This is a genomic window from Paenarthrobacter sp. YIM B13468 (genome assembly GCF_042788025.1).
In the GTDB taxonomy this organism is placed as follows: domain Bacteria; phylum Actinomycetota; class Actinomycetes; order Actinomycetales; family Micrococcaceae; genus Arthrobacter; species Arthrobacter aromaticivorans.
Genome location: NZ_JBHZPI010000035.1, coordinates 1 through 25,844, shown reverse-complemented (window position 1 = coordinate 25,844; position 25,844 = coordinate 1). Strand labels below are relative to the sequence as shown.

Annotated in this window: 19 protein-coding genes and 1 pseudogene; 17 read left to right on the top strand and 3 right to left on the bottom strand. The window is 60.9% G+C overall.

The window, feature by feature from the left end; translation table 11 throughout:
• The first annotated feature begins 609 nt into the window (after window positions 1-609).
• The 5 genes from ACFX4T_RS24075 (at window position 610) to ACFX4T_RS24055 (ending at window position 6,319) form a co-directional block, all read left to right on the top strand.
• Window positions 610-1,404 (top strand): citrate/2-methylcitrate synthase, encoded by a 795-nt coding sequence (locus ACFX4T_RS24075; RefSeq protein WP_377654780.1) that lies wholly within the window; start codon window positions 610-612, stop codon window positions 1,402-1,404.
• Between the two features lie 7 nt (window positions 1,405-1,411).
• Complete coding sequence (locus ACFX4T_RS24070; protein WP_377654778.1) at window positions 1,412-2,608, top strand: CaiB/BaiF CoA transferase family protein; 1,197 nt, start codon at window positions 1,412-1,414, stop codon at window positions 2,606-2,608.
• A 207-nt stretch (window positions 2,609-2,815) separates the two neighbouring features.
• Window positions 2,816-3,721, top strand: coding sequence for an SDR family oxidoreductase (locus ACFX4T_RS24065; protein WP_377654776.1), 906 nt, complete (start codon window positions 2,816-2,818; stop codon window positions 3,719-3,721).
• Between the two features lie 88 nt (window positions 3,722-3,809).
• The gene (locus ACFX4T_RS24060) at window positions 3,810-4,787 is read left to right on the top strand and encodes a 2-hydroxyacid dehydrogenase (protein WP_377654774.1); all 978 of its coding nucleotides are present in this window, start codon (window positions 3,810-3,812) and stop codon (window positions 4,785-4,787) included.
• A 1,244-nt stretch (window positions 4,788-6,031) separates the two neighbouring features.
• The gene (locus ACFX4T_RS24055) at window positions 6,032-6,319 is read left to right on the top strand and encodes a hypothetical protein (RefSeq protein ID WP_377654772.1); all 288 of its coding nucleotides are present in this window, start codon (window positions 6,032-6,034) and stop codon (window positions 6,317-6,319) included.
• A gap of 305 nt (window positions 6,320-6,624) precedes the next feature.
• Here ACFX4T_RS24055 and ACFX4T_RS24050 read toward each other — a convergent pair whose 3' ends face one another.
• Window positions 6,625-7,971 carry an MFS transporter gene (locus ACFX4T_RS24050; RefSeq protein ID WP_377654769.1) on the bottom strand — a complete coding sequence of 449 codons (1,347 nt, stop codon included), beginning with the start codon at window positions 7,969-7,971 and terminating at the stop codon, window positions 6,625-6,627.
• Window positions 7,972-9,001: 1,030 nt separating this feature from the next.
• Between ACFX4T_RS24050 and ACFX4T_RS24045 the strand changes: the two genes are divergently transcribed.
• From ACFX4T_RS24045 to ACFX4T_RS24015, 7 genes are all read left to right on the top strand, one after another.
• Complete coding sequence (locus ACFX4T_RS24045; protein ID WP_377654767.1) at window positions 9,002-10,138, top strand: thiolase family protein; 1,137 nt, start codon at window positions 9,002-9,004, stop codon at window positions 10,136-10,138.
• Window positions 10,139-10,231: 93 nt separating this feature from the next.
• Complete coding sequence (locus ACFX4T_RS24040) at window positions 10,232-11,029, top strand: enoyl-CoA hydratase/isomerase family protein (RefSeq protein WP_377654765.1); 798 nt, start codon at window positions 10,232-10,234, stop codon at window positions 11,027-11,029.
• 104 nt (window positions 11,030-11,133) lie between these two features.
• A complete protein-coding gene (locus tag ACFX4T_RS24035) occupies window positions 11,134-11,910 on the top strand; it encodes a nitroreductase (protein WP_377654763.1) in 777 nt (258 codons plus the stop codon).
• 123 nt (window positions 11,911-12,033) lie between these two features.
• Window positions 12,034-13,104 (top strand): acyl-CoA dehydrogenase family protein, encoded by a 1,071-nt coding sequence (locus tag ACFX4T_RS24030; RefSeq protein WP_377654761.1) that lies wholly within the window; start codon window positions 12,034-12,036, stop codon window positions 13,102-13,104.
• Window positions 13,101-14,246, top strand: a complete 1,146-nt coding sequence (locus ACFX4T_RS24025) for an acyl-CoA dehydrogenase family protein (protein WP_377654759.1) — start codon at window positions 13,101-13,103, stop codon at window positions 14,244-14,246. Before ACFX4T_RS24030 ends, ACFX4T_RS24025 begins: the two co-directional genes overlap by 4 nt.
• Before the next feature lie 367 nt (window positions 14,247-14,613).
• The gene (locus ACFX4T_RS24020) at window positions 14,614-15,345 is read left to right on the top strand and encodes a glycerate kinase (protein WP_377654756.1); all 732 of its coding nucleotides are present in this window, start codon (window positions 14,614-14,616) and stop codon (window positions 15,343-15,345) included.
• Entirely contained in the window at window positions 15,333-15,503 is a 171-nt protein-coding gene (locus tag ACFX4T_RS24015; protein WP_377654754.1) for a hypothetical protein, read from the top strand. Before ACFX4T_RS24020 ends, ACFX4T_RS24015 begins: the two co-directional genes overlap by 13 nt.
• A gap of 531 nt (window positions 15,504-16,034) precedes the next feature.
• On the opposite strand, the gene ACFX4T_RS24010 is transcribed toward ACFX4T_RS24015, so the two are convergent.
• Both ACFX4T_RS24010 and ACFX4T_RS24005 read right to left on the bottom strand, forming a co-directional pair.
• Window positions 16,035-16,583 (bottom strand): IclR family transcriptional regulator, encoded by a 549-nt coding sequence (locus ACFX4T_RS24010; protein ID WP_377654808.1) that lies wholly within the window; start codon window positions 16,581-16,583, stop codon window positions 16,035-16,037.
• Between the two features lie 60 nt (window positions 16,584-16,643).
• Window positions 16,644-16,793, bottom strand: a pseudogene (locus ACFX4T_RS24005) (helix-turn-helix domain-containing protein); the annotation flags it as partial.
• Between the two features lie 780 nt (window positions 16,794-17,573).
• On the opposite strand from ACFX4T_RS24005, the gene ACFX4T_RS24000 reads away from it, so the two are divergent.
• From ACFX4T_RS24000 to ACFX4T_RS23980, 5 genes are all read left to right on the top strand, one after another.
• Window positions 17,574-19,157: an ABC transporter substrate-binding protein gene (locus tag ACFX4T_RS24000; RefSeq protein ID WP_377654752.1), complete on the top strand. Its 1,584-nt coding sequence runs from the start codon at window positions 17,574-17,576 to the stop codon at window positions 19,155-19,157.
• 111 nt (window positions 19,158-19,268) lie between these two features.
• Window positions 19,269-20,210, top strand: coding sequence for an ABC transporter permease (locus ACFX4T_RS23995; protein ID WP_377654750.1), 942 nt, complete (start codon window positions 19,269-19,271; stop codon window positions 20,208-20,210).
• Window positions 20,207-22,165, top strand: a complete 1,959-nt coding sequence (locus tag ACFX4T_RS23990; protein ID WP_377654748.1) for a dipeptide/oligopeptide/nickel ABC transporter permease/ATP-binding protein — start codon at window positions 20,207-20,209, stop codon at window positions 22,163-22,165. Before ACFX4T_RS23995 ends, ACFX4T_RS23990 begins: the two co-directional genes overlap by 4 nt.
• Window positions 22,162-23,442 carry an ATP-binding cassette domain-containing protein gene (locus tag ACFX4T_RS23985; protein ID WP_377654746.1) on the top strand — a complete coding sequence of 427 codons (1,281 nt, stop codon included), beginning with the start codon at window positions 22,162-22,164 and terminating at the stop codon, window positions 23,440-23,442. The genes ACFX4T_RS23990 and ACFX4T_RS23985 overlap by 4 nt, the downstream gene beginning before the upstream one ends.
• A gap of 1,013 nt (window positions 23,443-24,455) precedes the next feature.
• Window positions 24,456-25,238 carry a TetR/AcrR family transcriptional regulator gene (locus ACFX4T_RS23980; RefSeq protein WP_377654743.1) on the top strand — a complete coding sequence of 261 codons (783 nt, stop codon included), beginning with the start codon at window positions 24,456-24,458 and terminating at the stop codon, window positions 25,236-25,238.
• Window positions 25,239-25,844: the final 606 nt, after the last annotated feature.

Sequence of the window (25,844 nt, the reverse complement as noted above, 5' to 3'; positions counted from 1 at the left end):
GGTGGCTTCGTTCCTGGCGGGCCGGAATCTAAACTTCGCCGGAGAACTTCAACAATCAGCTGTATGTAATCGACTATCTGTAGGCCGATTCAGCCGGAAATTTGAGCCACATTGGTGGGTCGTTGAAGGTCAAAAGAGCGCTGAGAATCAGTCCAGCTTGTTCCAGAAATCATAAGTTCGGGGGCTTGCCTGGATGTAGATCACCGGGTAGCCCGGCCCTTTCCAGAGACGGACTGCCGTGCCGGGAGATCGCCCCAGACTGGGCGTCAGGGGGTCCTGGGTAACCAAGTAGGCCGTTCAGGAGAGCTACTTCCGCGGAGGCGGCTTTATATGGTTTGCGATTCATCCATTCGAAGATGATCGCCCGGATGGCACTAGCCACGCCTTTATCGGGCAAATTCGAGGAAGCGTATGCGAGGCCTTGACAAGTGGAAGCAGGGCGTCATAGATTCGCTGTACTGAACACCGGTACGCTGTGCCGGAGAACGGCACAAGCGACTTGTAGGATTTGGGCCGGCTCAGCTCGGCCAATGCAACTAACTGCGTGTAAATGCAGTGCGGGATCATCGGCGAATCCCAGCACACAATCAACATCAATGAGGAGTGAGAATGGCTGCAAGAGACACCAACTCGTGGGAGACTGCAATTGCGAAAATCGAACCTCACGACGTGATAATCCGAGGCGAGCGGATGAGTGAGCTCATCGGCAACGCTTCATTCGCCGAGGTGGCGTACCTGATCCTGTCAGGCAAACGCGCAACCAAAGGGCAAGCGAGAGTTCTTGAAGCTCTTCTCGTTTCGGTCATGGATCACAGCATCGCGCCATCCAGCACGGTCGCCAGGCTTCTGGCATCGTACGGTGTTCCCCTTCAGGCGGCCATCGCAGGCGGCGCATTGACCTTCGGAGACATACAGGGTGGTGCTGGTCAGGAGCTGGCACGGAACCTCAGCGCTATCGTTCAGCGGGTCGCAGCAGAGGGCGATGTCACTGACGAAACGCTGCGGAACGCAGCCAAGGAGCTGGTGGCCGACAGTAGGGCGCGTCGGGCACCGCTCGACGGGTTTGGTCACCCACAGCACGACCCTGATTTCAGGACACCCATTCTGCTGGAATTGGCCAAAAAGGAGGGTGTCTTCTCTCATCACTCCGCTTTGCTCAGCTACCTCGAGGATGCGCTTGCCGAGGCAATCGGGCGTAGGGTCGGGGCCAATATCGATGGTGCTTCTGCTGCCCTCCTTCTCGATCTCGGGCTCAAGCCGGACGTGGCGCGAGCCCTGATCGTAACGCCCCGCACTGTCGGCCTCGCCGCACATTACCTGGAAGAGATTGAGCAGGGGAACACATGGCGGCACGTTCCCGCCGCGCAAGTCACGTACACTGGCGCCCTGCCAGAAGGGTCGTGATAGTGCCGTGGAGGGTACGGATACCGTCAAACCGCTGTCGGGAGTGACTGTTATTGATTTGACTCAATTGATGGCGGGGCCGTCAGCGACGATGTTGCTCGGCGACATGGGAGCTGACGTCATCAAAATTGAGCAGCTTGAGGGTGAGCTGTCTCGGCGACTCGGTACTTCGGTGAAGTCGCTCTTCTTGGCGAACAACCGAAACAAGCGGTCGATGGCGCTGGACCTCAAGCACCCTCAGGCGAGGGAGATCGTGCGCGAGCTGGTCGCGCGAAGCGACATCTTTGTTCAGGGATTCAGTCCCGGGGCAATGGATCGACTGGGCCTGGGGTACGAGGATCTCATCAAAGTTCAACCTCGCCTCGTGTATGCGTCATTGTCCGGCTTTGGAACCTCGGACACGGGGATCAGCCGGAAGGGAGTCGATGCGGTGGTCCAGGCCGAGACTGGGATCATGGCCGCAACAGGGGAACCGAACGGCTCCCCTATGAAGGTTGGCTTTCAAGTGGTTGACGCAGCAGCGGGTCTGGCGCTAGCGCAAGGGATACTGGCCTCGCTGCGGTTGCGAGACATGACCGGTGAACCCCAGTACCTGAGTACGTCGCTTTACCAAGTGAGCGCCTTTCTCCAAAGCCACTATTTCGTTGAAGCCTCCATTACGGGTTGCGAGGTGTCGAGAATAGGCAACTCCGGCGGGACGCTGGCCTATCCCACTGACCTATTCGTGACGTCCGATGGGGGATATGTCCAGATTGCCGCGTACCTGCCGGAGCAGTGGCGGCTGCTGTGCGCAACCATCGAGAGGCCCGATCTTGTGGAGGACCCGCGTTTCGCCGACGTGTCCGCGAGGGTGCAGAATCAGGCACTACTAAGGGCCGAGTTGCAGGATGCTTTCAGTACTCGTTCGAGGGATGCGTGGACCTCCCGGTTCCGCGCCTGTGGCCTCGTGGCCGGCCCTGTGCTGAGCCATGGTGAGGTCATGCGTAGTGAGGAGGCGAGCCGCACGAACTGCTTCGCCGATGGGGAGTTCGATGGCCAGGCGTACAAGAGCGTGCGCATCCCTATCACGTCCGCGCCATACGACCAGTGCCCAGTCTCACCTCCTCGATTGGGAGCCGACACCGACACCATTCTCGCGGATCTCGGTTACACCGAAGGGCAAATACTGGCGCTCAGCGAGGCGGGAACGACTCCCGCTCGCTGACCATCGATTCTCATCGGTAGGAATCCCGTCCACATAGACGTTGAAGCGGATTCAAGAGAAGAGTTGTTGAGATGAACCCCGACGAGGCTGACGATTAGAGGCCTTGGGATATTCGGGGTGAGGGTGATCAGCGTGCCGTCGCCGCAGTCGCGCGCGATGAGATTCAGTGCTGCATCGTGCAGCGTAATGCTAGGAAGGTAGATGAACATGGGTGTTCTAGAAGGTCGGGTTGCGATTGTTACCGGCGCCGGGCAGGGGCTCGGGCGCGAGCACGCGTTGCTGTTTGCCGCAGAAGGGGCTCTGGTCGTAGTGAACGACGTCGGCAGATCAACCTCCGATTCGGGCTCGAGTCTGGCTCACAGCGTGGTCGACGAAATCACGGCGTCAGGTGGGCAAGCGGTCGCGAACACCGACAGCGTTAGCGACTGGGCCGGTGCGCAGCGTTTGATCGAGACTGCAGTGAACGACTTCGGTGACCTGCACGTCGTGGTCAATAACGCAGGGATCCTTCGCGACCGGATGCTGGTAAACATGACGGAGGAAGAGTTCGACTCGGTAATCAACGTCAATCTCAAGGGGACGTTTGCGGTGAGTCACTTCGCTGCGAAGTACTGGCGCGAGCAATCGAAACTTGGGCTTGACGCTGATCGAGCCATCATCAACACCTCGTCGGGGGCAGGGATGCAACCAGGTATAGGGCAGACGAACTACGCTGCCGCGAAGGCGGGTATCGCAGCAATGACGCAGGTCGCGTCGAAGGAACTGGGTCGGATCGGTGTGCGGGTCAACGGCATCGCGCCGTTCGCGCGGACTCAAACCACCCAGGCGACGCCTGGGCTAGTCGAACGCCTCGCCGAAGCCGAGTCGCGCAACGGCTTCGATCCATATCATCCCGGGAACGTATCACCCCTGGTGACCTATCTCGCTTCGAGCCAATGCCCCATGACGGGCCACATGTTCCGCGTCGTTGGCGACTTCATCGGTGTGTATGAGGGGTGGCACCTCGTCGACTCCTTCGAGAACGGGACGCGATGGGAAGTTACTGGCGTAGCACAGGCGCTGGCCGGCGTTCCCTCCGAACCTGTGACAGACGCACCCAAGATGCCTTCCTAGGTTGGTGCATGAGATCGCGAGGCGCCAACCGTGGCGCGTTTCCTGTCGAGAGAACTCCCCGAAAGAGGACAGACAAAAGGTGATTGCAGTGCCAGAGCCGCACGTCTTCCTTACCCGTCCGCTGTCCGAACGGGTCATGCGGGGCGCCCGGGAGTCAATACCCGCCGAACTCCGAGTGCATGCCGACATTGACGGCCCCCCATCTCGGGAGTCTCTCCTGGGGGGCTCCCGCGGCGCTTCAGGCATCATCACAATGCTGACCGAGAAAATCGACGAGGAAGTGCTGGAGGCAGCAGGGCCACAGCTTCGGGTCGTCGCCAATGTCGCCGTCGGCTTCGACAACATTGATGTGGAAGCTGCAGCTCGAAGAGGGGTCATCGTCACCAACACACCGGGGGTGCTTGACGAGGCCACCGCTGACCTCACACTCGCGCTGGTCCTGTCGACCGCGAGACGGGTGGTCGAGGCGGACAGGTTTGTGCGCACAGGACGGCCGTGGATCTGGGGTCCGCAAAGTTTTGTGGGTCTCGACCTCAGCGGCGGCGCCACCTTGGGTATAGTAGGCCTCGGCCGCATCGGGATGGCGACAGCGCGTCGCGCTCATGCTTTCGGCATGAAAATCCTCGCCACCGGCAGCCGAGCCACTTCGCAGGAAGCTGTCAGGCTCGGGGTTGAGGCGGTAAATCTCGAACAGCTCCTCGCACGCAGCGACGTGGTCTCCCTGCATTGTCCCCTGACTCGGGAGACCCGGCACCTCATAGGAGCCGAGGAGCTCGCCACGATGAGGAAGGGAAGCTATCTCATCAACACCGCTCGCGGTCCTCTTGTCGATGAGGAGTTGCTCGCCGATGCCCTTGAGAGCGGCCATCTGGCGGGGGCAGGTCTCGACGTGCATGAGTATGAGCCGCAGGTCAATGAGCGACTGCGTCGGATGGAGCAGGTTGTGGTTCTGCCGCATATCGGGAGCGCCGGCGCTGCGACCCGCGACGCCATGGGGACCATGGCGGTGAAAAACGTCGCTGAGGTGCTTCTCGGACGAGCACCCCTGACTGCGGTTGCTTTGTAAGAGCGAGAACGTGCTACGTGTCATGATCCTCCTGCCCTCGTCCATCATTGCGGCGATGACGTTCGGTGGATGTTGGAGCACGCGGCGTTCCTGTCAGTCCGAAGTTTAGTTGGCCCCCGGGCCGGGCTCCGTTGCGCTCCCGGCCCGGGGGGCCATTTTTGCGCGTCATTGGAAGCCCGCTGAATCAAGTGTGGGGGTCCTGCCCTGATAGGTGCCAGAGGCTGCTGTGGGATCGTGACATGCACGCACAACGCAGGCGATGACCACGCCATGACTACGAGCCGTCGAGTGAACGAGGCCCGTTAACAGTCGACTACGAATCGGTGTTTTTCGCCGATCCTTTGCGGCGCGATGGCAAAGCCAAGCATGGGACCCCTGGCGGACCTCTAGGCGCAGCCGGAACCAGCGATCGGAGCGGTCCCCGGCACGCTGGTCGTCAACAACGAGGCTGTATTCTCCGCCGGGGGCCTGGAGGCACGTGAGGTCCCTGCCAATGGCCACCTTACTTCGAGGCCACAGCGCTCGTGATGCCCTCACTGCTGGGGCGGGCAGGGAGGTTGCGAGATATTTCGTTCGCACTGGTGATCGCCCGATCTGCCATCCCGTTTCGAAGCTGGCGACCACCCGCCGGTGGGCCGACCCCACCCCGGCCGGGGACCACTGCGTCGCTCGATCTGTCCAAGGCCCGGGCGACTGGGTATAAGTGCCCCTGCCGGCCTGCGCTCCTCTCGCGACGGGAAGAGGGGCGAGCAGATCGAATACGGAGTACTCACCGACGGCCGGCCGGACTCCGTCCGCGTTGTCCCCGGCAACATCCGCGACTGCAGAGCCTTCGAGGACCTAGCCGCGGACTTCAAGAACCGATACAGGCTCGGCGAGATGTTCAGGGCGGGGACCGTGGCATGATCACCACCGCCAGGATAAAACAGCTCAAAGAACTCGGCGGTATCGGCTGAGAGACCGCGCTGCGCCCTCACGGCACTGGCCGCCGTCGACGGACCGCTGCAGATGTCTCTGTTCGACGAGACGGACATGGCAGAGATCTCCCATCCCGGCTGTCTCGGTAAACGCCCTCATCGCCTGCCGCAACCGCGCCCTGGCGCAAGAACGGGCCCGCAAGCGTGGCGAAGTGCGCATCGCCACCGACGGAGACTGGCAAATTCACCGCCGCCGCCGAAGCCGGGCGCATCAGGACGCCCGGAAGATCGGACTCCGTCCTGGCGAAGTCATCGGCAAATAACAAAATGGAAAAGCACTACTGCTCACCTTCACCGAAGACTTCCTTCACCTCCGCCTGCGACGTGGAACGGATCGCCGCCGAAGTGACCCTGGGCGGGGTCTCTATCATCCGGACCACCGTCAACACAACCCGGATGGACGCAGGCAAGGTGAACGCCGGCTTCGACCTTCTCACCAAGCCCGACACCCATCCAGCGCCCGGCCTTCGAACTCGTAGGCCGGCCCATCCCGACCACCATCAGAGGCAAGTGGCCCGACAAACAACCATCGGAACCAGTGAAATCCCCGCCTAAGCGGGGATTTCACGCGTCACGAAAGACGTAACTTCGGGTTATGGTCACGCCATTTCTCCCGGACTGCGGGCGGCGGCCCGGTGCCGCCGTCGGAGACTATCACTGCGGCACCCGGATTCTTCCGTACCACCGATGCGCAGCCGTTCGGGCAGGGCCAGCGTTTCGTGCAGGCAGCCCTTCGCCCGTTCTTTAACCGAACTGGTTCGATGCCCAGCCCTTAGCGGGCGTGCCAGTCGGCTTCGAGCACTCGCAGCGGTTACCGCCGCGGATACTCGCCCTCCCGACCGTTCCGACCTGAACGAGGATCAGATTCCAGTGCTCGTTCGTGCAGGGGCGTTACTGTCGCTCGGATTCATGGATGGGGCTACCGACCTTCCCAGCCACGCTGCAATTACGAATAGGGCGCCCCCTAACGCGAAGATCATCGATACCCCTATTGTGCTTGACGCGGCCGATGAGCCGACGAGTGCGATCGCGATCACCGGTCCCAGGCCTGCAGCCAGGGCACCGCTGGATTCCTTGCCGACGCCTATACCTGTGACGCGAGTATTCGTGGCGAACTGGCGCGCCATAAAGGGACTCGTCGCGACAGACAGCAGAGGGGCTAGGAAGCCCGTGCCCAGGATCAGCGCTACCCAGATCCAAATTGGTGTCTTGGTATCCAGCAGCCAGAAGAACGGCACGGAGTAAGCAATCACCAAGAGGCCGCCGACGGCGAGAACCCATCGGATGGGAACTGCGTCGCACAGTCTTCCACATATGGGTGTCCAAAAGATGGCGAAGAGGCTTGCCAGGGTGACCCCGAAGGTGCTTACAGATGCTCCGATGCCCTGGAACTCTGTCAAGTAGGACAGCCCGAAGGTCTTCCATAGCGTAGCAACAAGGGCGTACCCCCCGTAGACGATGAACACGATGAGCACGCCCCTCCAGTCCGACCGGAAAAGATCAGCCAGCACACGGAACCACCCACGCCGCGTCTGCTCCGGACGCAAGTCCAAGAACTCCGGGGTCTCGGGAAGCTTGAGGCGAATGATGTAACCTACGCCGGCCAATGCAAAACTGAGAACGAACGGGATGCGCCAGCCCCACGAGTAGAAGAAGTCATTGCCGATCAATGCCAGTCCGGCGACAACCAACGATGCAGCGAAGACCCCCAGGTTGACGCCAAGCGTCGGTAGGGATCCTAGCCTGCCCCGTTTGTTAGGGGCCGCAAACTCATAAGACACCGCGATAGCGGAACTGAACTCGGCGCCAGCGCCGACTCCCTGCACGATCCGAAGCAGGACAAGTAAGATCGGAGCCGCTATGCCGATCGTTGCGTAAGAGGGAATCAAACCCATGAGCCCGGTTGAGGCGCCCATCAGGATCAAGCTCCAGGACAGCACGGTCTTCCTACCGAACTTGTCTCCGATGATCCCGAATATCAACCCCGCGAAAGGTCGTGCGAGATATCCGACGCCGAACGTTGCCAGCGACGCGATCGTGCTGGCGACGGAATCTGTGGAAGGAAAAAATGTTGGACCAATGACAAGTGCGGCCATGGCTGAGTAGAGAAAGAAGTCGAAGTACTCGAGAGCGGTGCCCATGACAATGGCCGCGCCGACGCGCTTCTGGGATACCGGCCGCGCAGGTTGATTAGCAGTAACGTCCATAAATTTGCCTTCCGTCGTTGGTAAGGTCGGTGGCCCTTCCGTCGTTGGAAGGGTCATCGCGTAAACGCGTTCCGCCTGATGGCACAGTGGGCCAAAATGGAGTAGGGTTCATGATGATCATCACAATGAGTCCGTGTCAAGGACTTCTGAGAGTCATCGCTGACAGGCTCGGTTCAGGGATCCCATAAAATCCCGATGCGAGCCAGCAGCCAAGGAATTCCTATGTCGGGCCTCATGAAGGTTTCTTGCCGGCTCCCATTGGGAGGCCGCTATACATGGCGGTGCCGTTCATGTTTCCGCTGGTGAGGACCGGGTGCGACGCCGGGTCCCGCAAGGCTCGCGCTTCTGTTGACAAGGCGACAAACTGCCATGGATGATGGACGTACCGACAGGCGGCATTGCGTTTCGCCTGATGGCACGACTTCCGGCTCAACCCCAGGTGTAGCAAAGAATTTCGAGCGCATTTGTTCGAGAGCGCCCAACAGCCACAAGCGCGAGCGCTTAGGGGAAAGGTTGCAGCGGGAAAGCGTCATTGGGCGAGTCGGGTGCTGGCCGAGCGTGAAGGCACAGGTCAGTCGACACAGAGGTCGGGCTGGACATACAGGGCGACACAGCAGACATTTGGAACGAGGCACAAAATGGTTTCGAAGGATATCCCGAGTGAGGAGGCAGCGCCTCTGTGGGTGGACTCTGAGCGAGGGACCCAGCTTATTGGGTGGACTTGCCACAAGTGCGGCCAGGGGGGCGTTCCCCGCCAGCGCTTCGGGTGCGAGCGATGCGGAGCTTCTGGCGATGAGATCCGTGAGACGAGGTTCGAGGCACGCGGGGTCTTGCGGAGCTTTGCCGAGGTTCACCGGCACGCCAAGTGGCCGGTTCCATTCGTTATGGGAGAGATCAGCCTAGCCGAAGGGCCGACGATCCATGCGTTCCTGGACGACGAGGTTGAATGGCATCCCGGCGCGACGGTCGTCGGCCAAGGCGGCGACCGTCTGCGTGATTCCTATGTCGTCTTCACGCTAGGAGAACGCTGATGGTTCTGATTACTGATCTCCGTCCAGTACATGTTGTCGGCATCGGTCTGCACCCCTACCAATACCCGACCGAAACGTCGTACATCGAGCTGGGCCTGCAGGCCGTCAGGGAAGCTCTCGTCGACGCGGGGATTACGTGGCCGGCCGTCGAAGCCGCGTTCGTCGGGACCGCCAGACTAGGCATGGCGGCGGGGGTTCCCATGCTGCGGTACCTCGGGATGACGGGCCTTCGAGTTTCCCAGGTCGAGAACGCCTCGGCTACAGGCTCTACGGCATTCCGGCAAGCCGTCGCAGAAGTGGCAAGCGGTTTGGCCGATGTGGCTATCGCCATCGGAGTCGACAAGCCGATCGGAAGGATTGCTGCTCCGGATACCGGGATCACACCGATCTCGCCGGTCCAGGATGTCCCGTTTGCACGCTACGCGCTGTTGACTGAACGTTATCTGGCAGAGGCGGGGTACACCAAGGAGCAGATCGGTCTTGTTGCCGTCAAGAACCATAACAATGGCGCTCTCAACCCATATGCACAGCGTAGAAAGAGGCGGACACTCGAGGAGGTGGTCCGTCCTCCCTATGTCGCAGGATCGCTCAACAGTTTGCAGATCACCCCCATCGGTGAGGGGGCGGCGGCCGTGATCGTCATGTCCGATGAGGCGATGAGGCGCTACAAAGTCGATCAGCACCGTTCGGTCCGCGTTGCAGCATCTTCGACAGTGAGCGATCAGGCGTTCGACGGCGCAAATGCCGACGTTGCGTTGACCCAAGCCGCGACCCAGGCGGCTTACGAGGAATGGGGCGGGGATCCTACGGATCTGGATGTCGTCGAGGTGCACGATGCGTTCGCGATCGAAGAGTTGTTGTTCGTCGAGGCGATGGGACTGTGCCCGCCAGGGCAGGGTGCTGCCGAACTCGCCAAAGGATCGTTCGACATCGGCGGCCGACACGCTGTCAGCCCCTCTGGCGGCCTGCTCGCGATGGGCCATCCCCTCGGCCCGACGGGCCTGGGGCAGATAGCCGAGATCACGAGGCAACTGCGCGGAGAAGCAGGAGACAGGCAACAGCCGGATGCAAGGGTCGGGCTGGCGCACATGGTCGGGATCGGCCCCGTGTGCGTCGTGCACATCCTGCAGCGATGAGCTGCGCCAACAAGCACTTGTAAAGAAAAGCGGTTGCTTTTGCAACATAATCACCGAGCAAGTACTCGTTCGGTGACCGAGGAAGGAATGTCGATGACCACGGAAACGAATGACGTATCGGATGAGCTCCTAACAGAGCGACGAGGGTCGGTGTTGTGGCTGACCCTCAACCGGCCGAAGGCACTGAATGCCGTAACGGCAACCATGCTGGATGCTCTCGTCGCTGCTATTGAAGAGGGCGATCGCGATCCAGGGGTACGCGCGATGGTGCTTACCGGCAGCGGCCGAGGTTTTTGCGCGGGCGCGGACCTGAAGGACAGCGCCAAGCGGACTCCCGAAGAGGGCGCGAGGTTCGTCAAAAAGATCGGCGAGCTCACCAGCTTCATCGAGGCGACCGGCACCCCGGTAATCGCTGCAATCAACGGCATCGCCGTAGCCGGTGGTCTGGAACTCGTTCTCTCCTGCGACATTGTGGTGGCAGCGGAGTCGGCGGTTATCGGTGATTCCCACTCGAACTTCGCGATGTTCCCAGGTGCCGGAGTCACCGTTCGGCTTCCCCGGAAAATCGGACTTAACAATTCCAAGTACTTGATGTTCACCGGGCAGACGCAGACGGCGCGTGAGTGGATGGAGTACGGTCTGGTGAACCAGGTCGTCGCAGATGACGAACTCGTGGGCTCGGTTGAGCGCCTCGCCGAGACGATTTCTGCGAAGAGTCCGCTGGTGCTCGCGCGCATGAAGCAGGCGCTGAACGACTCACTCGACCACCCTGTGTCGACTGGTCTGCGCTACGAGCGTGCGCTGTCTGCCGCGCACAGCTATTCCTTCGACCGCGTAGAGGGACTGTCCGCCTTCCGGGAGAAGCGCGTTCCCCAGTTTGAGGGCAGGTAAGGACGGTGTCCATGCCGCCGAAATCTCAAGCCGGGCACCGATTTACCTCCCGACCGGACGAGACACATGCCCCACATCAGCCCATTCAATCCGAGGAGGTGCCGTTGTCCGCCTCCAGAGTTGCAGCGCAGATCGACGACCCTGGCAGTGTCCTGGCCGCTATCGAGACGCGATTCGCATGTCGGGCGTTCGACCCCAACCGTCCGATTGATCGCGAGGTCATTGAGGAAATTCTGCGCGTCGCCAGTAGGTCTGCATCCGGGACGAACACACAGCCATGGAAGGTTTACGTATTGCAGGGGCAGCCCCGCGATGACCTGGTGGCCGAGGTATTGGCAGCGGATAATGCTGTTAGTGACGATCCTAATCTCGTAGCTGCCTACCGTGATGACCCCGATTTCTACCCCAGCGAGTGGGTGTCGCCCTATATCGACCGCAAGCGGCAGAACGGATGGAGCCTATACGGCTTGCTTGGGATTTCGCGGGGGGAAAAGGACAAAATGCGCGCGCAGCGACAGCGCAACTATCACTTTTTCGACGCGCCAGTAGGACTGATCTTCACAATGGACCGAGTTATGGGGCGCGGCTCATTCCTTGACTATGGCATGTTCATGCAGAACATCATGCTTTTGGCGAGAGCACACGGATTGCACACATGCCCGCAGGCTGCATGGAATTACTATGGCAAGGTCGTCCTTCCCTTCTTGGACGCAGGACCGGACGAAACCCTGGTCTGCGGCATGGCACTTGGTTACGCGGACCAGGAAATGATTGTTAACACTCTCCAGACTCCGAGAGAGCCCTTGGAGGTCTTTACCAGGTGGGTTGAGTCATCGGGGGAGCGGATCGTCACTGGTCATCAGTTCGGCGAGAGACCGTGACCTACCCTCGGGCGCGAAAAATAGGTCGCCAACCACGTGAGCTCAGATCAGGAGCCGGTATTGCAACGAGTGGGGTACACCTGCCCGGTACTTCCCACAGCGACCAGAAAGAAGGAATGAACGATGGACGATGAAACGCGCGAGATGCTTCATCAAGCTCTGGCGGAGATCTTCGCTGATGAACCGTCTGATTTATGGGGCTCTCTCCAAGCTACCGGTGTGGATAAGGCTCTGGTGCCCGAGAGTAAGGGAGGCATCGGTGTGAACTGGGCGATTGCTTGCGAACTCTTGGAGATCGCAGGCAATAACGCAGCTGCTGTGCCGCTTGCCGAGACAATGATCGGCCACTGGCTGATTGACCTGGCTGGTGCCCAGGAGACGGATCAGCCTACGATCGCATTTGCTTCTACGGATGCACCGGTCCAGCTGAGTCGCTCAGGGGATGTGTGGCGGGTAGAGGGCACTCTCAGACGAGTCCCGTGGGGTAGCACGTCTACGCATGTAGTGTTTATGAGCGACGGCCCTTCGCCTCAGCTCGTCGTGGTAGACCGCCAGGCGTCGGGTGTCTCTGTCACATCTGGTCGGAATCTAGCGGGGGATCCGCGCGATGATATCCGACTCGAAGGCGTCATACCTGCCGAGGTAGTGCCTGCGCCGTTCGAGCCCAGATCGCTGCTGGTAATTGCTGCTATCGCCCGCAGTGCATTGATGGCGGGCGCTCTGGAACGTACCTTGTCTTTGTCCGTGGAATACGCAAACATGCGAGTGCAGTTTGGACGGCCGATCGGCAAGTTCCAAGCCATTCAGCAGAACGTTTCTGTTCTCGCGACGCAGGCCGCAGCCGCGCGGGCAGCCACGGAAGGTGGTAGTGAGGCGATCGACGAATGGCTTGCGAGTGAAGACGAGTCGCTCTTTCACAGCGTTGCTGCGCTGAGCGCGAAGATCCGTGCCGGGGAAGCTGCCGGAGCGGGCGCCGCAATCGCACACCAGGTGTTCGGGGCAATCGGATTCACCGAAGAACTCAATTTGCAACTGTTCACCAAACAACTCTGGTCCTGGCGCGACGAGTTCGGCAATGAAGCCTACTGGGCTGACGAACTAGGACGACAGATCCTCGGCGAAGAACTCGAGACCACCCTCTGGCGCACACTGGCGCCCATGGGTGCCGGCATCACAGTAGGAGAGTCGAAATGAACGCTCTGACCTTCCCATCCCCTCAACTCTCTGAGACGGGCGAACGGCTACGAGCGGAGGTGCGAGAATTTCTTGACGGTTTCGAGTGGCCCGTCGACCGTGACGCGGCCACTGCCTTCGGAGGCTACGACCCTCAATTCAGCGAGGCGCTCGGCGCGCGTGGGTGGATCGGCATGGGCTTTCCCGTGGAGTATGGCGGGGGTGGATACGGCCTCGTTGAACGCTACGTCGTACTCGAGGAATTGCTCGCGGCACGCGCTCCGATCACCGCGCACTCAGTAGCAGACAGGCAAAGCGGCTTTCTGCTATTGCGGTATGGCAGCGAACAACAGCGCCGGGAAATCCTTCCCCGCATAGCCGCAGGCAAGGCGTACTTCTGCATCGGGATGAGTGAGCCCGATTCCGGGTCGGACCTTGCTTCGGTTCGAACCCGCGCCAACCGAGTCGACGGCGGTTGGCTTGTGAATGGAACGAAGATCTGGACGACGAATGCACACCGCAGCCACTACATGATCCTGTTCTGCCGCACCGCGCCGGCGGGCGAGAAGCGGCACGAGGGCTTGAGCCAGTTCTTGGTCGATATGAAGACACCCGGTATCGTGTGTCGGCCAATCACCGACATCGCCGGGGGTAAACACTTCAACGAGGTGCACTTTCAGGATGTTTTCCTTCCCGACGACGCGATCATTGGGACCGAGGGCGATGGCTGGAATCAGGTCACCAGTGAGTTGGCTTTCGAACGAAGCGGTCCGGAGCGATTCCTTTCGCATCTCCGCGCGCTGGAGGAGTTCGTTAGGGTCTTAAAGCAGTATCCTTCTGCAGAAGGTACGAGGGTAGTCGGGCGGATTGTGTCCCATCTTGGGACGCTGCGTCGGATGTCGAGGTCGGTGGCGTCGATGATCGCCGATGGCAAAGATCCTGCGCTCCATGCGGCGCTGGTGAAAGACCTGGGCACCTGCTTCGAACAAGAGATTCCCGAAGTCCTTCGGTTGGCCTTGCAGACGGAGCCTGACTCGGACGCCTCGAACGCTTACCAGGCAGTGTTGGCACATGTGATACTCAACTCGCCTTCCAGCACGATCCGCGGCGGTACGAAAGAAGTGCTCCGAAGCATTGTCGCGCGAGGTCTGGGACTGCGGTGAGCACGGTGACGAATGGGGCAATTCGCGCGAGAATGCCGATGACCAGGCGGGCAACCGGTCGGCAGGCGTTGCGAACGCGGATGACCGTCGTGAACAGAATCGACGTCGTGACCGTTTACGACGGTGTGACCACCTCACCTCTCCGATGAGCCGCATCGTCTTGGCTTAGGACAGCTTCAAGGGCTCGCTGGATGCGTCCGCGGTCGCGCAGACGCTCGCAGAGGGCTGGAGGCAGCACGATCCGTACGCCGAGATCGCGCTGAGTCCCGAATGCCGACGGCGGAGAAGACACGGTCGCCTGCTTCGCGCTAACGGAGCCAGCCGCCCGGCGGATGCCCGTCGGGGTGCGTGGGCCGGACGGCCTACCGTGAACGGCGGAGTGGTTGCTGCTGCCCGCGACCGACCGCGATCCCGGAGGGGGGGCACGGTCGAGCTCGCGAATACCGCTGGGATCGAACTGTTAGGTGAACGGCGGTTTCCCGAAGATGCCGACACCACCGGATTCGGCCAGGCCATCGCCGCGGCTCTCGACCACGGGGTCTCCCGGCTGGTGCTCGGCATCGGGTCGAGTGCCTCGACCGACGGGGGACTTTGGATGCTGCGGGGGTTGGGCGGGACGTTCACAGATGCCGCCGGCCTGCCGGTGGTTTCGGGCGTGCGGGGGCTTGCAGCCATCGCCTCGGCCGACCTCACGGTATTGCGACCGTTGCCCGACGGCGGAGCTTCGGTGATCACGGACGTGACCAATCCACTGCTCGGTTCGTTAGGTGCTGCCGCAGTCTTCGGACCTCAAAAGGGGATGGATGCCGCTGGCGTACAGTGTGCCGACGAGGGACTGCGGCGTCTCGTCGACCTGCTCGGCGGCGAACCCGGTTCCGGTGCCGCCGGCGGCACCGGTTATGCGTTGCGCCTGTGGGGTGCGCGGCTCGCACCCGGTGCCGAGGCGATCGCTGGGCTCGTCCGGCTGCGAGAGGCGGTCGCCGACGCCGACCTGGTGGTAACGGGAGAAGGGCAGTTCGACTCGCAGTCCCTGTCGGGGAAGGTACCAGTGCGGTCGCCGCGATTGCTCGTTCGGCGGGGGTGGCGGTGGCCATCGTAGCGGGACAAATCGCACCGGGTGCCGACTCCTCGGACTTCTCACACGCGCTCTCGATGACCGATCTAGCCGGCGGTCCGGAGCGGTCGATGGCCGAATCCGCGCGCTGGTTGTGCCGTGCCGGCGCGCTGCTCTCCGAGACAGTGTCCCTGCCGACCTGACATGGCTGCTCCGATTAAGCGCCGAGCAGCATACCCAGTGGAACACCGCGGGCAAGCGAGGGCCGCACCTCCGCCACACCACCGCGACGATTACGCCACACCACAGGCTCTCGGCTGTGCACATCACCAACGAGGCGCTCATAGGCGTGGCGGACTTGGGTGTGAATGCCGAGGCGCTGTGATGGCAATCAAACACGTGGGTTTCACCTGGTTATCGCCGCTAATTTATCGACCGACGGCACAGCGGGCGTTCTGCCATGGATGATCGCCAAGTTCATCGCCATGCCGCAGCTCATGTCGTTGTCGAGTATTGATGTCACTGATTCTGCGGTATCTCGGGCACCCGTGTGGGTTTGATCAAGATCGAGCGGCACTGCGCCGGCTGAACCTTCCGGTACCCATGGCTCCTGACACCCATTAGGGGTCACCGATCGCGTCCGGCCCGATGTCGCACCTGCGCTCCGGTTTGCCCGTGAGGCGTCCACGCACGCGCAGCTTTACTACGTCTCACTAGGCAGGAGTCAAGGCTTATCAGCCTTCTCCCAGGCCATGGGCGATGGAGCGTGCGGCCCCCACCACCAGTGCCCCGTATTTCTCTTCTAGTTCGGCCGAAATGCGATGAACCGGCGTAGAAATGCCGATTCCTGCTACACCCACCCCGGCGACCACGATAGGCGCTGCAACGGCGTGAACGCCTTCTCGCCACTGCTGTTCATTCACTGCGTAACCCGTCTTGCGAGCTTGATCGATGACGGCCAGAAGTGCGTTTGCGTCAGTGATCGTGTGCGCATTATAGGCAGTCAATCCACGAGCGAGGAGTTCATGGATCTGGTCATCTGACCAGGTTGACATCAGAGCACGGCCATTAGCAGAGACCGCAATTGGTAGCAACATGCCGAGGCCGATGTGGGCTCGCACCCCTTGAGGACTCTCGAGGGACTCCAGGACGAAAACCGAATCTCCTTTCACGGTGGCAAGGTGGACGGTCTCTCGAGTCTCCTCCCAGAGCTGCTGCATGACTGGAAGTGCGATCGCGCGAAGATCGTTGCCCGCGTGATGGCGTTGGCCCAGCTGGAACATCTTGGGAGTCAAGGTCCAACGAACACCTAGATCTCGGACTTCGAAGGCCCAGCCAGCCTCCTGCAGAGTGCGGAGCATTCGTTGCACAGACGACTTAGGGAGATCTAGATCTCTGGCCATTTCTGAGACGCCCGCCGCCACCCCGGGCTCAGCGAGTCGCTCCAAGACCCGAAGCGCCGTCAGCACGCTTCTCACACCTGCGCCGTCCATTCCGATTCCCCTTCGCCGCCACGAAGAGCGATGTGCCCTCGGACTACTTTACTGTTGTCAACTGCAAGATACGTGATCCCCTTGGGGCCGACCGACCCCTTCTCCCAATCTAGCTGGTGTCTCGGGAGTGCGCCCACGTGGAGTTTACAGGTTGCGGGTCGTACTCCTTTTGCTGAGCCTACGTTATTTGAGGATCAGTGGATCCGTCGGGTGGTAGCAAGCCGTGAGGCGCCGAGAGCCGTTGCGAATAGGTGATGATCCGGATGATCATGCGGCGCCTCACGGCGGCCCGGGTCTGCGGTTCAGGTCGCGATTCTTCGAGAGCGCTGACCGGATGCCGTGGTCCCGGCGTATGCGTTGGATCGTGTTCTGCCTGCTGCGATGCCCTTATGAACGAGTTCGTCGGCGATAAACCGGTACCTGAAGCCGGGTCGTAGGTGCGACTAAGCATCGTGGTGACACTTATTGCTCGACGCATTGTTCGGAAACTTTCCAATGTTCAGCGAGGGCCGCCCAGGATGATCATGAGACATGACTCACACTGTCAGGGATAGCGCCACCTTTACGACGAAGGTCAGCTGAATTCTATGTTTTCGCGAAGTTTGCCAAATCCCGGCGGTAGTGGACGTCGGAAAGATCCGCATTACACACCGAAGTGCCAAGAGCTTTGAAGGGTACACAGCACTGGCCCTGAACTAAAAGATGACCGTCACGAGATGGTTGGACCGAATGGTTGAGTGTGAATGCGCGCGACCACGGATGACAGTAGGAGAAGGTAGCATGCAAGACCTGAAGCAAGATCGGAAGATAGGAAAGGTGCGCCGCGGTAGACGGCTCGCAGCGGGCTTGATCGCCGTGGCGCTTGGAGTGGCGGCCCTCACCGCGTGCAGCAGCAGCGGCAGCTCCTCGTCAGGGTCGGCGTCCGACACACTCACTGTCGCACTTCCTATCGATTCGCCCACGAGCTTTGAGCTCACGCAGCAATGTTCGAGCCCGATGTTCCAGCTGGCCTACGAACCGCTAATTCGAATCACCAAGGACGGCGGTTACGAGCCCGGCATTGCTGCGTCCTGGGAGTACTCTAGCGACAACACGGTCTTCACGATGAAGATCCGCAGCGGGGTCAAGTTTGCCGACGGAACAGACGTCACGCGTGATTCGGTGCTGAACACGCTGAACTACTACAAGTCGGTGCCCGGGCTCAATGACGGCTTCATTAAGCCGTGGAAAATCGCAGCGGTCGATACGGACTCCGTCGCGATCACGTCGCCTGCGCCGTTCACCGGTATGGAGTCGATCCTGTCGGACAGCGGCAACTGCAACAACGGCATGATCATCAGCGCAGCTGGGCTCGCCAACCCCGACAAACTGAAGACCGCGACGTTCGGCGCGGGTCCCTACGTCTACGACGCAGCGCAAAGCCAGAACGGCGACCACTACACGTACACGCCGAACCCGCTGTACTATGACAAATCGCGCCAGAACTACAAAAAAATCATTCTGCGTGTGATGACAGACCAGAACACGGCGATGAACGCGCTGGCCTCCGGCCAGATCCAAGTGAACATGACCGGTGGTGCCCAACTGGCCGATCAGGCCAAGTCGAAGGGTTTCGATAGCACCGTAGGACGAGTGCAAGCAACCGCCATCATGCTCTGGGACAGGGCAGGCGAGCTCACCCCCGAACTCGGCGATGTCCGGGTGCGGCGAGCGATGGCACTGGCCTTGGATCGCGACTCGATCGCCAAGGCAGTCGGAACCGCGATCACTACCCAGGACCAGTTCATCGGCGCCGGTTTCCCTGGCCACGACGACAACCTGCCCTCGAAGTACACGTACGACGTCGACCAGGCTAAGAAGCTGTTGGCCGACGCCGGCTACCCCGACGGTTTCTCGATGACTCTCGAAGTGAACAGCGACGACCCTGACGCGACTATCGCAGTGAACGCCGCAGTGGCGCAACTCGCCAAGATCGGCATCAAACTCGACCTGAAGTCGCTCCCGAACTCGTCCTTCTTCACGGACTTCGCGGCCAAGAAATACTCCGCCGGCGCTGTTTCGTACGGGCTGTACGGCACACTTCCCAACGAAGCGTACCGGCTGTACAAGCTGCCTTACTCTGCCGTATGGAATCCGTTCGCTTCGACCGATCCGGATATTGACAAGGCGTACGATGCGCTGAACGCCTCCACGAAAGATACCTTCGAGGCGAACGCGAAGCAGTTCAACGACACGATGACGGCTAAGGTCTGGTATGTCCCGATTGTGGCGGTTCCCCAATTCATTTACTCCAAGGGCATCGACGTTGGAAAGCGTGATCCCATGGGTCAATTCGCCATCTCGGCCTGGGCTGCGAAGAAGTAGTTTGTCTGTCGCTGCGGCTCCTACCACCGGGGGCCGCAGCGTCACTTCAGCCGGGAGCACCTCGACTCGCGTCGAAGAGCTCGCGCCTGATGTGATAATCAAGGAGAGATTATGCTAAGTGTCGTCATACGACGATTGATCGTGGCGGTTCCGCTGATGGGAGTGATCTCACTCATCGTCTTCGTGCTGAGTTCGCTTGCGGGGGGGAGCGTCGGGCAGGCCATCCTCGGCCCTACCGCTTCCGCGGAGTCTGTGGCTGCGCTCAACGCGAAGCTCGGCGCCGACAGGCCAGTACTTGTGCAGTACGTTGATTGGCTAGGCCACGCGATCACCGGCGACTTGGGTTCGTCAGTCGTCTCTGGTGTGCCAGTGGCCGATACCATCGCATCTCGCATCCCGGTGACGATGTCGCTGGCCGTGGGGGCCTTGCTCCTCGTCATCATTCTAGGTGTGACGTCTGGCGCGATCGCTGCCATTCGCGGCGGCATCACCGGACGGTTGGCGGAAGTGCTCGCCGTCCTCGGTCGAGGCCTCCCCAGCTTCTGGCTCGCCCTGATCGCCGTTCTCGTATTCGGCGTGAATCTCGCCTGGTTACCCGTCTCCGGATACGTGCCCTTTGCCGACTCCCCATCGGGATGGATCCAATCGCTGATTCTCCCAGTGCTCGTCCTCGGCGTGTCGGAAATCGCGTTGGTCGCGGTCGTGACGCGGGCCGAGATGTTGAGCGCAATGCGAAGTGACTACGTTCGTAGCCTCCGGGCGAACGGCTACCCGTGGAAGCGGATCGTGTTCAAGCACGTAGCCAAGAATGCCGCTGCACCTGTGCTGACCATGGTCAGCCTGGTGTTCGTCAGCCTGATCGGCGGCACCATCCTCATGGAGCAGATCTTCGGCATGCCCGGTCTCGGCACGCTGATGGTGAGCGCCACCACCAAGCACGACCTGCAAGTCATCCAAGGTCTGGCGGTCTTCTACACGGCTATGGTCGTAGTCGTATTCCTCTTGACCGACATCGCTTCAGGATATCTAAACGCGAAGGCGAGGGCGCGATGAGCGCAGTCATTGAAGGTGCAGCAATACAAGAACAGTCTCGTAGGGCGGCCGAACGCGGGGCCGGTTTCCTCGGGCGTCTCGTCAGACAACCGATAGTCGTCACATGCAGCCTCGTTCTGATCGTGATCGTCTTGGCCTGCGTATTCGCCCAGTGGGTCTCGCCTTACGAACCTCTCGACCAGGATTTGCAGAACACGGCCGCAGGGCCAAGCGCGAGCCACCTCCTCGGAACTGACCAGCTCGGCCGTGACATCCTGTCAAGGATGCTCCACGGTGGCCAAGTCACCCTGCTGGGAATCGTTCAGGCAGTGGTGGTGTGCGCCGTTATCGGACTGTTCCTCGGTCTTACGGCAGGCACACTCGGGGGGTGGGTCGAAACTGTCGCCATGCGACTGTGCGACCTGATGCTCGCTGTACCTGGATTGGTGATGCTGCTGGTCATTCTCGGCATCTACGGAAACAACGAAGCCGCGGCCATGATCACGTTGGGCGTGATCATGGCTCCGACACTGGCCCGAGTGGTGTATTCCGCGACGATAGCCGTTCGTGAGGAGCTCTACGTCGCCAGCGCGCGGGTGGCCGGGCTGACGAGTCTCCAGATCATGCGCCGACACATCCTCTCGGGCGTGACAGGGCCGGCGCTGACGCAGATCAGTATTGTGGCCGCTGTGGCGTGCATCGCCGAAGCAGGCATCGGCTTCCTCGGACTCGGCGTTGCGCCTCCCGCCCCAAGCTGGGGAAACATGGTGACAGACGCCCAGAACATGATGCCTATAAGTGCATGGATGCTCGTACCGACCGGTGGCATCATCGCCGTCGTCACTCTGAGCCTCACCCTTCTAGGAAACGGGATCCGCGATGCCTACATGGGCCGGTCGAGCGGTTCCTCGAAAGCTTTCAGCTGGCGCGCGCTCGCTGTGAAGGTCTCTCAAACCGCGACTCCGGCAGGCGGAGGAGCAGCATCCCTGGGGCAGGAGTCGATCTTGAGCGTGAAGGGCCTGACGGTCAAATTGCCGCGGGGCTCGAGCGAAGTCACGATCGTCGAAGACGTCAACTTCGAGGTGGCGCCGGGAGAGGCAGTCGCGATCGTAGGCGAGTCCGGTTGTGGAAAGTCGGTGACCATCTCGGGAGTGCTTCGTGTGCTTCCTATGGGCGCTCGCATGGCAGCCGCCTCGATCTCGTTCAAAGGCGCGGAATTGACCTCGCTAAGTGAGCGCGAGATGAACGCTTACCGGGGCAGAGGAATCGGGTTCATCTCGCAGGAGCCTATCTCCAGCTTGAACCCGGCATTCACTGTCGGCCATCAGCTGGAAGAGGCGGTCAGGTTGCACCGGGGTGTCGGCAAGGGCAAGGCACGCCAGATAGCCAGGGAACTCATGGCCCGTGTGCGTCTGCCTGAGCCCGATGCGGTCGCCAAGAAATATCCGCATGAACTCTCGGGCGGTATGGCACAACGCATCGCCATCGCTCGGGCACTAGCCGGCGAACCAGAACTCCTGATCGCTGATGAGCCCACAACTGCTCTCGATGTCTCAGTGCAGTGTGAGATTCTCGATCTGCTCAGAGACTTGCGCGAGCAGACAGGGATGGCGCTCATCCTGGTTACCCACGACTGGGGAGTCGTCGCAGAGGCCTGTGATCGCGCGCTCGTAATGTATGCCGGGCAGGTCGTCGAGGGCGCGGATGTGCGGTCGATCATCGCCCATCCTGCGCACCCTTACACTCGGGCACTGCTGCAGTCATCGTCAGTCGGTATTGCTCCACGTCAACTCCTGCCGGTCATCTCTGGCAGCGTGCCCCCGCCGGGGTTCTGGCCGCACGGGTGCCGGTTCGCCAGCCGGTGTGAGCTGGCGGAGGACGCCTGTCGCACAGGGCCTATTCCGATGGTGCCCCTCGACGAAGGCTCCGCTGCACGATGTATCCGTACCGACGTGGACGAATTGGTGAGAACATGAGCTCGTTGCTAGAAGTCCAAGACCTGACGGTGATGTACCGCGGACGAGGTCGCCGGAAAGACAAGGTGGCTCTCGAGGGAGTCAGTGTCAGCCTTAACGAGGGAGAGACCCTCGGACTGGTCGGGGAATCCGGTTCGGGCAAGTCGACTCTGGGAAACACGGTGCTCGGGCTCGTCAAGCCCGAGCGAGGGAGAATTTCCTTCGACGGTAACGACATCGCTGGTCTCACCGGCACAGCGCGTCGCAAGCTGAGCACCCAGATCCAGGCCGTCTTCCAGGATCCGTACACCTCGTTCAACCCGCATCGAACGATCGAACAGAGCATGGGCGAGACGCTGGCGAATTCGCCGCCGATGTCGCGGAGGGAGACTCGGGCGCGGGTCCTCTCCATGCTGGAACGTGTCGGCCTGGATAGCACGGCGCTGTCGAAGTTCCCCGCTCAATTCTCTGGCGGACAGCGACAGCGCATTTCGATCGCGCGAGCGCTCCTCCCCGAGCCGAGGCTCGTCGTTTGTGACGAGTCGGTCTCCGCACTCGACCTGTCGGTGCAAGCTCAGATCCTCAACCTGCTCCTGGAACTACAACGCGAGCGTGGCGTGGCCTACCTGTTCATCACCCACGACCTTTCTGTCGTACGACACATGAGCACGCGCATTGCTGTACTCGAACATGGCAAACTCATCGAGCAGGGCGACGCTGCGGGAGTCACGGACGAACCTTCTCAGCCGTACACGCGTCGACTCATTTCGGCGTCGTTGAGTGCCGATGCTGAGTTGCAACGCGATCGCCGATCTACCCGTCGGGCCATGACACGGCTTGCTGCGGATGCGACCGGTGACCGCAGCAAGCTGGCTGACGAGGTGCTCCGAACACTTGAACATCAAGCTGTGACTGAGGTGTTCGCCCAACCTGTTCCTCAGTCCCGGGCGTTGGCGCTTCCGCTTTCTCGGGGCCTGGCGGGAGTCGCCGACGTCGACGGCGTCACCGCGCTAAGGGCTGCTGTTCTCGAGCTGGCGCCCCGAACCGCGGCGGCCATGACCCCGGCAGCCATGTTAGCTTTCGTCCAAGAGGCGCGAGCGAGAAAGTGCAGTGCACTGGTCTCCCGTGGCCAGTCCGGCGTGCTTTACGGGCTAATCAGAGATCTGGCGGTTGCAATCGAAACAGGCGATCGAGTACGCGCACTTGAGCTCGTCGGTTCATTCGACGAGCCGCTCGAGCCGAGCCCTCATCACAACGGAGCCAGAGTCGGGGGACACACGATCGAAAGCCAAGCATGAACGACGAATTGTCGCCGTGATCTCGTGAGTAACCGCCCAGCTGTCCGTGATTGTATAGTTCGACGTTCCCGTAGGGATGAGCGCCGGTGTTCTCCCTCGGGGTGGCGGGCACGACCATCAGGAGAGGGGCCGTAGCCAGCCTTGGTCGCCCGCACAGGCCGTACAACAAGTCCGGAGTTGGGGTCGCGGACTGGGAGTTCCGACAGTTATGGGGCTCGTTGCATTGTCCTCGCATGCTAAATCTGCGGCGTGGTTGGGTGCCAAAAAAGAAGACCTCCGAGTGAAGCGGGGCCTGTCCAGGCTCCGCTTCACTCGGAGGTCTTCAATGTCCCAGGCTGACGCCGAAAGGCAGGCTCCGTCTGGCACATGAATGGTCGATGCAAAGTAGCCGCTGCGTCGCGCGGATGACCGGTGCCGGTCACGACCGCGGCTCGGTGGGTTGCCCCCAACACTTGTGTTGCGCCGGTCCTAATCCTGTGTGGGGGAATCGAGGAGGCTGTTGGAGGCCTGGGTATCAACGAGGTACTGAGCCTCTTCCTTGGTTTCCACGTTGGGCAACGAGCCGTTGAGGGTCTTCCTGCTTGTTTCCTTGAGGAAAAGGATGGAAAAGCCGAAGAGCGTTGGAACGCGAGGCGTCGGGAACTACTCAGACAGTCAAGAAGCGTAGCTCGACGAAAAGAGGGTTGTACAGACTCTGATGAAGAGTGTCCCGAGTTGCGAGCCTCAAATTTGGCCGGAACCCATCATCATGAACGCTGGACCCGGAAGCAGCCGCCTTCTTGATGCGGTTACGCCCACCAACTGATCAGGTTGGCTGTTAGCCCTTGATGCTCTTCTGTAGAGTGCCCGATCCGGCTGTTTCAGGCTGCCGATGCTGACTCTCTAGCCCGATTTGCAGGCCCGCATCGCCTTCATCAACCTGCTAGATTCAATCTTTGATTGAGAATCCAATTACGAGTTTCTGAGTGTTGGCCAGTAGGTTTTGCGCTAGCTTGTTTTTCAAGGAGTAGAGCATGGGTAGTACGCGGGACGCGCAGGAAGCTGCCGGGTGGCTTTCACGCAGTGCGGCCGGTCATGACAAGGCCGTGTTGGAGGGAAGGACTCGGCAGAGTGGGGGTCCAGCGGTCGGGGTTGAGCAGTCTGCGGTTCCTCGGCGCCGCACGCAGCAGGAGCGGCGTGAGGAGGCGGAGGGGCGGCTTCTGGCTGCCGCCCTGACGTTACTTTCGCGTAAGGGTTGGGTTGGAATGACTTTGGCGGATGTCGGTCAGGCGGCCGGTTACAGTCGGGGACAGGCTGGTCATCACTTCGGTAGTAAGGGTGCGCTGTTGCGGGCGTTGACCTTGCATATTAATCGCTCGTTCGCCGACGAGATGCAGGCTGCGCCGACGCAACCCGAGGGGCTGCAGGCGGTACTGGGCTATGTCCGCGTCTACCTTGGGCGCAGTGATCCGAAGTGGACAAACACCCGTTCATTGCTGCTTCTGTTGGCGGAGTCCTTACTGGAGAACTCGGAAACGGCCGGAGTCGTCGCCGAATACAATCGGGAGATGTTTTCGTGGTTGGAGGAGAACCTGCGGGTGGGAATTGCCCGGGGCGAGGTGCGCAGCGATATCGATCCCGCGCTCGGGGCTGAGTTCGTCGTTGGCGCTATGCGGGGCCTGGCGTTACAGCGTCTATTGCAGGGGCCTGTGGCAGACATACGTGGAATCAGGGATCAGGTAGTGCGATTAGTCGAACACACGTTCGCAGCGCCGATCAGCCACGACCTGAACGAAGAAGCAAGCAATCAACGATGACATCCGAGAGATGCTCCATCAAACGTCTAGCTGCCGGGGGCCGATGCGCGTCGGCGTGATCTCGGCTGTTAGGCGTAAACCTCCAGGGGCTCGCCGATGAGAAGCCGAACCCGAGTCGCTCGCCGCAGCGGAGATTGCCGAGGGCAGTCACGCCATGGGTGCTGACGCCTAAGGTCGCTCCTTATCCCCTGGCGCCTTGCATCGACACACTGCCGCTCGACAGTGGTTGCTCGTTTTGTCGCCGTGCACCCCACCGGCGAACGACTCTTCGGCATTGTGAGTCGCCGGTTATGCTGTCGCTCCTCCCCAAGAACGGGATGGGCGCGAGCATGGCACTTTCCAGTGATGCTCTACTTCGTTGATTACGGTGGTGCACGTGTTCTTCACCGGAGCATTGCGGAACCTGAACCACATCAAAGGCTCCCGTGACGTTGGGGACTGCTGGGGCCTCGCCACTTTGCTGGTCGCCGTGCTGGTCATTGCCGCGGCGACGTCAACCACATGGGGTCCTGGTCTTCAGGGCCATGCTTTCTGTCAGCGCTGGTCGAATAGTGAGCCATTTCGTGGGTTGAAAACTGAGCCACGTTGACGTGGTTATTCTTCCGT

Bases quoted from the DNA above. Each gene is read 5' to 3' on its own strand.
- ACFX4T_RS23985 (WP_377654746.1), top strand. From the start codon at position 22,162: ATGAGCTCGTTGCTAGAAGTCCAAGACCTGACGGTGATGTACCGCGGA.
- ACFX4T_RS24025 (WP_377654759.1), top strand. From the start codon at position 13,101: ATGAACGCTCTGACCTTCCCATCCCCTCAACTCTCTGAGACGGGCGAA.
- ACFX4T_RS24000 (WP_377654752.1), top strand. From the start codon at position 17,574: ATGCAAGACCTGAAGCAAGATCGGAAGATAGGAAAGGTGCGCCGCGGT.
- ACFX4T_RS23995 (WP_377654750.1), top strand. From the start codon at position 19,269: ATGCTAAGTGTCGTCATACGACGATTGATCGTGGCGGTTCCGCTGATG.
- ACFX4T_RS23980 (WP_377654743.1), top strand. From the start codon at position 24,456: ATGGGTAGTACGCGGGACGCGCAGGAAGCTGCCGGGTGGCTTTCACGC.
- ACFX4T_RS24045 (WP_377654767.1), top strand. From the start codon at position 9,002: ATGGTTCTGATTACTGATCTCCGTCCAGTACATGTTGTCGGCATCGGT.
- ACFX4T_RS24055 (WP_377654772.1), top strand. From the start codon at position 6,032: ATGGAAAAGCACTACTGCTCACCTTCACCGAAGACTTCCTTCACCTCC.
- ACFX4T_RS24075 (WP_377654780.1), top strand. From the start codon at position 610: ATGGCTGCAAGAGACACCAACTCGTGGGAGACTGCAATTGCGAAAATC.
- ACFX4T_RS24050 (WP_377654769.1), bottom strand. From the start codon at position 7,971: ATGGACGTTACTGCTAATCAACCTGCGCGGCCGGTATCCCAGAAGCGC.
- ACFX4T_RS24065 (WP_377654776.1), top strand. From the start codon at position 2,816: ATGGGTGTTCTAGAAGGTCGGGTTGCGATTGTTACCGGCGCCGGGCAG.
- ACFX4T_RS24010 (WP_377654808.1), bottom strand. From the start codon at position 16,583: ATGTTCCAGCTGGGCCAACGCCATCACGCGGGCAACGATCTTCGCGCG.
- ACFX4T_RS24040 (WP_377654765.1), top strand. From the start codon at position 10,232: ATGACCACGGAAACGAATGACGTATCGGATGAGCTCCTAACAGAGCGA.
- ACFX4T_RS23990 (WP_377654748.1), top strand. From the start codon at position 20,207: ATGAGCGCAGTCATTGAAGGTGCAGCAATACAAGAACAGTCTCGTAGG.
- ACFX4T_RS24030 (WP_377654761.1), top strand. From the start codon at position 12,034: ATGGACGATGAAACGCGCGAGATGCTTCATCAAGCTCTGGCGGAGATC.